Genomic DNA, 6,080 nt, shown 5'->3' with positions numbered 1-6,080 from the left:
GAGTCTTTGAGTACGTCTTGGGTCATTGAGGTGAGCTTGACCAAATTGCTTTTGTGCCCAGAGGGTTGGTTCTATATAAGTCATTCTAATCATCCTTGTTATTGCTTAGATGATCAGATCATGAAACATAAAATTAGTTCAAAAAAATCCCCAAGCAGAGGCTTGGGGATTTGTGTATAAGAGACAGACCCTAACCCTCCCCTTAAAGGGGAGGGAAGGTTATGTCATGCATCGAAAGAAGAGAAATATCAAGCCGTTACTTCGCTTCGAGGTGATCAATCATCAATTGCAGTGACTGATTGCCGCGAAACTCATTAATATCAAGCTTATACGCAAGACGCACCGTTTTCACCGACGCATCTGGCCAGCGTCTTAAATCGACATTAAAAGCAATGCCATCGATCATAATGTTGGTTGGGTGGCCTTTGAATAACGGTTCAAGCATCAGTTTCAAATGCTTTTCCCCCACCAGCTTTTGGTGCAGTAGTTTGAACTCACCGTCAAAGAGAGGTTCAGGAAACGCCTGCCCCCATGGGCCACCGGAACGCAAGGTTTCAGCGGTGTGCATCGAGAACTCTTCAGGTGTTAACTCTCCATCGGATAAAATCACGCCCTTTAGCGCGGTCTCATCTAACTCGCGACGTACAGCTTGATCAAACAGCTCAGCAAAACGCTCAAACTCTTTTTCGGCAATAGTTAAACCTGCCGCCATCGCGTGACCACCAAATTTGGCGATTAAACCGGGGTTTTGTGTATCAATGCGATCCAGCACATCGCGCATGTGTAACCCAGCAACAGAGCGGCATGACCCTTTGATACTGCCATCGCCACCATCGGCAAACGCAATCACAGGGCGATGATATTTATCTTTAATACGTGAGGCTAAAATACCAATCACACCTTGGTGCCAATCGCGTTGAAACAGCACTAAACCGTGCGGCAATTCGCTATTTTCACTCAGTTGTAAGCGCTCACAAAAAGCCAGCGCTTCTTGCTTCATCCCCTCTTCAATCTCTTTACGAGTTTGGTTAAGGCTATCCAGCTCACTGGCCATTCGACGCGCAGCGTGAATGTCATTGCACATTAGCAGCTCAACGCCAAATGACATATCATCCAAGCGCCCTGCCGCATTGATGCGTGGCCCTAACGCAAAGCCAAAATCCGAGGCAACTAAACGCCTCGCGTCACGTTTAGCAACCTCAATCAAAGCTTGAATACCCGGCCTTGCATGCCCGGCGCGAATGCGTTGCAAACCTTGATGCACTAAAATGCGATTGTTTTCATCGAGCGGCACAACATCAGCGACAGTACCTAGTGCGACTAAGTCAATTAGCTCCATCAACTTGGGTTCACTCATGCCTTGTCGAGTAAACCAGCCGTTTTTTCGCATATGCACGCACAGCGCCATCATCAAATAGAAAGCCACCCCTACGCCGGCTAATGCCTTCGAGGGAAACGGGCAGTTAGCCAAATTGGGATTCACCATCGCATCAACCTCTGGCAACTCGTGTCCCGGTAAATGGTGATCGGTCACCAAGACGGTCAGCCCTTGCTGCTTGGCATAACGCACCCCGTCGATAGAGGAGACGCCGTTATCGACCGTCATGATCATCTGCGCGCCAAGCTCAATCGCTTGATCGACCACTTCAGGGCTTAAGCCATAACCATCTTCAAAACGGTTAGGCACGAGATAGTCCACATTGTGCGATCCCAACATTCGCAACGCCAAAACAGATAAGGCGCAACTGGTTGCGCCATCAGCATCAAAATCCCCGACGACTATGATACGCTGCTGATGCTCGATGGCGTGAAAAAGTAGTTGTACCGCTCGTTCTATGCCACCTAATTGTTGGTAGGAATGCAGTGCTTTAGCGGCCTTGTCGAGTTGTTCAAGGTTCGTGATACCACGGTTGATATAGATACGTTTAAGCAGTGTTGGAATCGTGTCAGGAAGTTGCGAAAGATCGGGGGCTGGTCTTTGTTTTATCTCAATCATAAATCAGCGGGCTCAAGAACACTCAAGCCCGACTCCTAAAGTTATTGAATCTGCTGAAGGCGTTGCAACAATTGCTCTGGTGGTAAATAACCCCCAACCATTTCGCCATTCGGTAGGAAAATCGCAGGCGTGCCGTTGATGCCTAACTCACGCCCGAGCTGATAGTGCTTGGTAATCAACTGTTTAGCTTGTTGGATGTTCTGCCCTGCTTCTGGCAACTTATGATTGGTTTTTGCCTCATTCATCGCTGCCATTTTATCATCTGCATTCCAGATAGCGGCCATTTGATCAGCTACCTGCCCCGTAACGCCTTGACGCGGGTAAGCCATGTAGCGCACGGTGATCCCTAGGTCGTTATACCCTTTCATTTGACTATGCAAACGAGTGCAATAACCACAGGTAATATCAGTAAAAACAGTCACCACGTATTTTTCGTTGGCGGCTTTGTATTCGATCATACTCGATTCAAACTGCGCGATCTTCGCCGCATTAACGGGCGCTTGGCGTTTGGCTAACACATCGACATAACCACCATTCTTATCTAATTCATACAAGGTTCCGGCGATAAAATGGCTCGCGTCAGGCGCAGAAAACAGCACGCCACCGGAAGTTTGCACTTCAATCACTCCCGGAATATCAGAGGCTTGAACACTCAGTACTTCCAATCCGAGTTTAGAAAAACGTTGTTCAAAAACCGTTTTATCAAGCGCAGCCGCTTGCACAGCCGTTGACGTCACTTGCTCTGTGGTTTCGGCGTTACACGCCACAGCAAAAAGTGGCAATGTAAGAAGAGTCAGTTGGCGTAATACGCTCATTAAATTCACCTTTTCAAGCCCTTGGATGGTGCTCGCTATGTAATTGTTTAAGTCGCTCAGTCGCAACATGAGTATAAATTTGCGTGGTCGATAAGTCACTATGACCGAGCAGCATTTGCACTACACGCAAATCGGCACCGTAATTGAGTAGATGCGTGGCAAAAGCATGCCTTAATACGTGTGGAGAGAGTTTTTCCACATCGATTTGTGCGATCACTGCGTAGTGTTTAATTCGGTGCCAAAAGGTTTGACGAGTCATCTGCCTTGCTCGTCGGCTGGGGAAAACCACATCCGACGTTTGTTCGCCCAGCAAAGTAGACCGCCCTTGTTCAAGAAAAGTTTCAATCCAATCAACGGCATTTTCGCCCATCGGTACAAGACGCTCTTTGCCACCTTTACCAATCACTCTTACTACGCCTTGACGTAAACTGATATTTTCCATGGTCAGTGAAACCAATTCGGTCACCCGTAGCCCTGTTGCATACAAGAGTTCCAACATCGCTCTGTCACGTAATTCTAGAGGATTATTAGTATCGGGAGCATTCAATAAATCTTCCACTTGCTGCTCGGATAAATCTTTAGGCAGACGCTGCGGCAATTTAGGGCTAATTAAGAGCGCGCTCGGATCATCGCCGCGGAGCTTCTCACGGTGCAGATATTGAAATAAACGACGAATCGCCGACAACATGCGCGCCCGCGAGGTTTGCTTATAGTCTTGATCAGCGAGCCACGTTTGGTACTGCTGCAAACCAGTGACACTAATAAAATCGAGGCGATAATTATTGTGCTGCATCCATTGCAACAATTTCGTCAGATCATTGCGATACGATGAGAGTGTGTTTTCAGCTAAACCACGCTCCATCCACATCGCATCTAAAAACTGTTCGACAATTCCTTGGTCAGGAGAAAAATGCTCAGCCACATCAAACCTCAGTAGTAAAAATAACCTTGCTCAGGTTAAGTGAGCCACGAGTTTAATACCATAAAAAAACAGGGTTAGCAGGATAATCGCTGCAAAGCGCGTCAATTTATGGTTAGAATTCACCATTCTGACTTTAAACGAACAAAAAATTATGAAGATCGGTCTGTTTTACGGCTCAACCACTTGTTATACCGAAATGGCAGCAGAAAAGATCCGCGCCATCATCGGTGAAGATTTGGTGGAGATTCACAATGTGAAAGAAACGCCACTCTCTTTGATGAGCAACTATGATCTTTTAATACTGGGTATCTCAACTTGGGACTTTGGCGAAATCCAAGAAGATTGGAGCGCAATATGGGATCAAATCGGTGGCGTGTCGCTAAACGGCAAGTACGTCGCATTATTCGGCTTAGGCGATCAAGAAGGTTATGGCGAATGGTACCTCGATGCGATGGGGATGCTGCATGATGAGCTAAAACAAATTGGCGCTCAATTGATTGGCTACTGGCCCAACCAAGGCTACCATTTTGAAGCGTCAAAAGCCCTAACGAAAGATGGCCGCCACTTTGTTGGTCTCGCACTCGATGAAGATTCGCAATACGAGCAAAGCGACGAACGCATTCAATGCTGGGTTGAGCAAATTTTAGTGGAATATCACGATTCGATTTAATTCGTTGTTCGCTATTTGTTGTTAGTCATTTGCTGCCAACAAGGCTCGATAGCAACGCCAATCAAACACCAAACCGGGGTCAGTTTTGCGTAGTGGTGCAATGTATTGATGCCCGGTAATGCGTTGATTGGTAATGAGCGGATAACGCCGCTGCAATGCACACGTCAAAGTCGCTAAGGCTTGATATTGCGCAGGTGTATAAGCCGTCTCATCGCTCCCTTCCAATTCAATCCCTATCGAATAATCATTGCATTTTGCACGGCCAGAGAAGCTTGACTGGCCCGCATGCCAAGCTCTGGCATTAAATGGCACAAATTGCACTACTTCTCCCTCTCGCCGAATGAGGCAGTGAGCCGAGACGCGCATCTGGTGGATGGTTTGAAAAAAAGGGTGTTGATTCGGGTCAAGCGTGCCAGTGAAAAACTGCTCAATATATGGGCCGCCGAACTGGCCCGGAGGCAAGCTGATATTATGTACCACCAGCAATGAAATATCTTGCGCATCGCTTCGCTGATCATAAAACGGCGATGGCACTCGACGTGCGCTTTGATACCAACCCTTTTTATCGATCATCAGTTGACCCCTTACACCCACACAAAAATGAACCTTAGCCAGAGGAAATGCGAGATTAGTGGCTGAATTTGAGTAAAACTCAGCGTATCATTCTCACTCTGTTCAACACCATATTAGATTTGCGATGAAAAATACACACAACAGCCAACAACGCCTCGATTATCTGAAACAGCAACTCCCATTGGAAATTACTCGTGCCGTTAGCGATGCACTCAGAGAAGATCTCGGTGGCAGCTTGGATGCGACTGCTGATATCACCGCAAACCTTATTCCAGCGGATGCGCGCAATACCGCGACTCTCATCACCCGTGAACATGGCGTATTTTGTGGCCAAGCATGGGCAGAGGAAGTCTTCAAACAACTTGGTGGTGAAGTGAAAATTGACTGGCATGTCCAAGATGGCGATCAAGTTAAGCCAAACCAAATTTTGTGCACCCTTGAGGGCCCAGCTCGCGCGCTGCTGACTGGTGAACGCAATGCGATGAACTTTATTCAAACCTTATCAGGCTGTGCCAGCGTTACCGCTCAGTATGCCAAACAGCTAGAAGGCACCGAATGCCGACTACTTGATACACGCAAAACTATCCCTGGCCTGCGCAGCGCACTGAAATATGCTGTCGCGTGTGGCGGCGGCTTTAACCATCGTATTGGCGTGTTTGATGCTTATTTAATTAAAGAAAACCATATCATTGCTTGTGGCGGTATTACCCAAGCCATCAGCACCGCTAAACAGCTCAACCCCGGTAAACCTGTCGAAGTCGAAACCGAAAGCTTGCAAGAGTTAGAAGAGGCGATTCAAGCGGGCGCTGACATCATTATGCTGGATAATTTTAGTATTGAGATGATGCGCGAAGCGGTAGCAATTAACGCAGGCCGCGCGGCTTTAGAAAATTCTGGTAACGTCACATTAGAAACCATTGGCGATTACGCGCGAACCGGTGTCGATTACATCTCAGTCGGCGCGCTGACTAAGCACACTAAAGCACTCGATCTCTCAATGCGCTTTCAGTAATTAATTACATCAATTATTGGAATAAAGATCAAAAATTTCAAATAGTTAAGGAAGCCGGACGAGCTTCCTTTTTTTATTGCTTGCGTATCAAA

The 6,080-nt window shown here is 47.2% G+C and carries 6 protein-coding genes; 2 read left to right on the top strand and 4 right to left on the bottom strand.

What is annotated here, in order from left to right; genetic code table 11:
• Positions 1 to 256 precede the first annotated feature (256 nt).
• Genes recJ through xerD form a run of 3 tightly spaced genes read right to left on the bottom strand, consistent with a single transcriptional unit; the run spans position 257 to position 3,733 of the window.
• On the bottom strand, positions 257 to 1,996 hold the full coding sequence (gene recJ / locus B9J84_RS10940; RefSeq protein WP_094124130.1) for a single-stranded-DNA-specific exonuclease RecJ: 1,740 nt from the start codon (positions 1,994 to 1,996) through the stop codon (positions 257 to 259).
• 41 nt (positions 1,997 to 2,037) lie between these two features.
• On the bottom strand, positions 2,038 to 2,811 hold the full coding sequence (locus tag B9J84_RS10935) for a thioredoxin fold domain-containing protein (RefSeq protein WP_013857678.1): 774 nt from the start codon (positions 2,809 to 2,811) through the stop codon (positions 2,038 to 2,040).
• A gap of 13 nt (positions 2,812 to 2,824) precedes the next feature.
• Positions 2,825 to 3,733, bottom strand: coding sequence for a site-specific tyrosine recombinase XerD (gene xerD, locus B9J84_RS10930; protein ID WP_094124129.1), 909 nt, complete (start codon positions 3,731 to 3,733; stop codon positions 2,825 to 2,827).
• A 151-nt stretch (positions 3,734 to 3,884) separates the two neighbouring features.
• Here xerD and fldB point away from each other — a divergent pair, with 151 nt between their 5' ends.
• Entirely contained in the window at positions 3,885 to 4,403 is a 519-nt protein-coding gene (gene fldB / locus B9J84_RS10925) for a flavodoxin FldB (protein ID WP_094124128.1), read from the top strand.
• A gap of 21 nt (positions 4,404 to 4,424) precedes the next feature.
• Here fldB and ampD read toward each other — a convergent pair whose 3' ends face one another.
• Positions 4,425 to 4,976, bottom strand: coding sequence for a 1,6-anhydro-N-acetylmuramyl-L-alanine amidase AmpD (gene ampD / locus B9J84_RS10920; RefSeq protein ID WP_404207054.1), 552 nt, complete (start codon positions 4,974 to 4,976; stop codon positions 4,425 to 4,427).
• 124 nt (positions 4,977 to 5,100) lie between these two features.
• Here ampD and nadC point away from each other — a divergent pair, with 124 nt between their 5' ends.
• Positions 5,101 to 5,988, top strand: coding sequence for a carboxylating nicotinate-nucleotide diphosphorylase (gene nadC / locus B9J84_RS10915; protein ID WP_094124126.1), 888 nt, complete (start codon positions 5,101 to 5,103; stop codon positions 5,986 to 5,988).
• Positions 5,989 to 6,080: the final 92 nt, after the last annotated feature.

It is taken from the genome of Vibrio sp. V03_P4A6T147 (assembly GCF_002241085.1).
Taxonomy (GTDB): domain Bacteria; phylum Pseudomonadota; class Gammaproteobacteria; order Enterobacterales; family Vibrionaceae; genus Vibrio; species Vibrio anguillarum.
The sequence above is the reverse complement of the archived record's forward strand: the minus strand, read 5'-3'. Positions and strand labels throughout refer to the sequence as shown.

Excerpts from the sequence above, each read along its gene's own strand:
- recJ (WP_094124130.1), bottom strand. The coding sequence starts at position 1,996 with ATGATTGAGATAAAACAAAGACCAGCCCCCGATCTTTCGCAACTTCCT.
- B9J84_RS10935 (WP_013857678.1), bottom strand. The coding sequence starts at position 2,811 with ATGAGCGTATTACGCCAACTGACTCTTCTTACATTGCCACTTTTTGCT.
- fldB (WP_094124128.1), top strand. The coding sequence starts at position 3,885 with ATGAAGATCGGTCTGTTTTACGGCTCAACCACTTGTTATACCGAAATG.
- ampD (WP_404207054.1), bottom strand. The coding sequence starts at position 4,976 with ATGATCGATAAAAAGGGTTGGTATCAAAGCGCACGTCGAGTGCCATCG.
- nadC (WP_094124126.1), top strand. The coding sequence starts at position 5,101 with ATGAAAAATACACACAACAGCCAACAACGCCTCGATTATCTGAAACAG.